General features: G+C 71.5%; 1 protein-coding gene. It reads right to left on the bottom strand.

Going from position 1 to position 1,613, the window contains the following annotated elements; translation table 11 throughout:
• A partial coding sequence (locus tag GH737_RS15585; protein ID WP_420853464.1) for an ATP-dependent DNA helicase occupies nt 1-1,613 on the bottom strand: 1,613 nt, incomplete at both ends.

Below are 1,613 nucleotides of genomic sequence, written 5' to 3'. Positions count from 1 at the left end.
GGTTCGCGCTTCCGCCGCCGGCCAGTCCTCGCCACCGCGCAGGGTCGCCGAGGTGACGAGCACGCCGTCCGCCGGCGCAAGCACCACCGCCGCCAGCGGCTTCGACGGATCGAGCCAGCGGCGGTGAATAGCGATGTCGAGCTCCCGCCCGTCGATCCGTTCGACCGCCAGCCAGTCGACGAAATCCGGATCCGCCTCGCCGCCGATCCGTGCCAGCAGCGCGATCCACGCGGCAAGCGTCTCGCGCCGCCACGACAGCCCGCGGATCGCGCCTTCGACCCGCGCCCGCGCCTGTGAATCGAGCCAATCCGGCGCGTCCTCGAGCACCGCCTCCAGTCGGCGCGCCAGAGCGGCGAGCGGCTTCTGAAGCGCTTCGAGCTGCTGCATCGCGGCAGCGGATTGCGACACCAAAGCGCCGTCGGCCTGGGCAAGCTCCGTCTCCAGCCCGTAGCCCGCCTCCTGCGCTTTCGATCGCGCGTAGACCACGCCGCGCACCTCGGACAGCAAGGCCTCGATCGGCCCGAATGGCGAACCCTCGACCAGCCGCTGCAGCCAGCCGTCGGATGGCAGCGCCTTAGCCGCGTCGATCGCCGCTTCGAGCGCCTGCGCCCCTTCCTCGTCGTAGGAGGCGACGTCCATCAGCCGCGCGGCGAGGCCGCGCCGCCGCCCGCGCGAGCGCCCCTCAGGTCCGACGATCCAACGGCGCATTTCGATCGCTTCCTGTCCGCCGAAGGTCACGGCGAAAGTCGAATCGGCGGCGTCGAACAGATGATGTCCCTCGTCGAAGAGGATCCGACCCGGCGCGTCCTCGCGCGCCCGCGCCGCGTTGATCATCACCAAAGCGTGATTGGCGATGACGATGTCCGCCTCGCGGCTCGCCCGCTCCGCGCGCTCGATGAAGCAGCGGCGGTAATGCGGGCAGCCGGCATAGACGCACTCGCCGCGGCGGTCGGTCAGCGCTGTCGAGCCCGCACGGCGGAACAGGCTGGGAAGCCAGCCGGGCAGGTCGCCGCCGACCATGTCGCCGTCCCTCGAATAGGCCGCCCAGCGCCCGACCAGCTGCGCGAGGATCGCGGCGCGCCCGCTGAATGCGCCCTGCAGCGCGTCCTCGAGGTTGAGCAGGCACAGGTAATTCTCGCGCCCCTTGCGCACGACGATCTTGCGCGCGCGCTCATCGGCATCCGCGAACAGCTTGGGCCCCTCGCCGTCGAGCTGCCGCTGTAGCGCCTTGGTGAAGGTCGATACCCACACCGCGCCGCCTGCCTGCTCCGCCCATAGCGCTGCCGGCGCGAGATAGGCGAGCGTCTTGCCGATCCCGGTGCCCGCCTCGGCCAGCAGCAGGTTCGGCGCATCCTTCGCCTTCTTCGCTGCAAAGACCGACGTGACCGCCTCGGCCATTGCCCGCTGTCCCTCGCGCGCTTCGGCTCGGCCGGTCAGCTGGTCGAGCTTCGCCCGCGCGTCCGCCGGATCGACATTGATGGTGCGCGGCGGCGGCCGGTCGCCCGCTTCGTCCCACTGCTTCAGGCGCGCAAAGAGCATGCGCTCGCCGCGCTCCGGCCGCTCGAGCCGAGCGTCAATCAGCGGCGCCCAGCTCCAGCCCAGCCGGTCCAGCG

This window comes from Sphingomonas segetis, from assembly GCF_009720245.1.
In the GTDB taxonomy this organism is placed as follows: domain Bacteria; phylum Pseudomonadota; class Alphaproteobacteria; order Sphingomonadales; family Sphingomonadaceae; genus Sphingomicrobium; species Sphingomicrobium segetis.
This window is presented reverse-complemented; position numbering and strand designations above follow the sequence as displayed.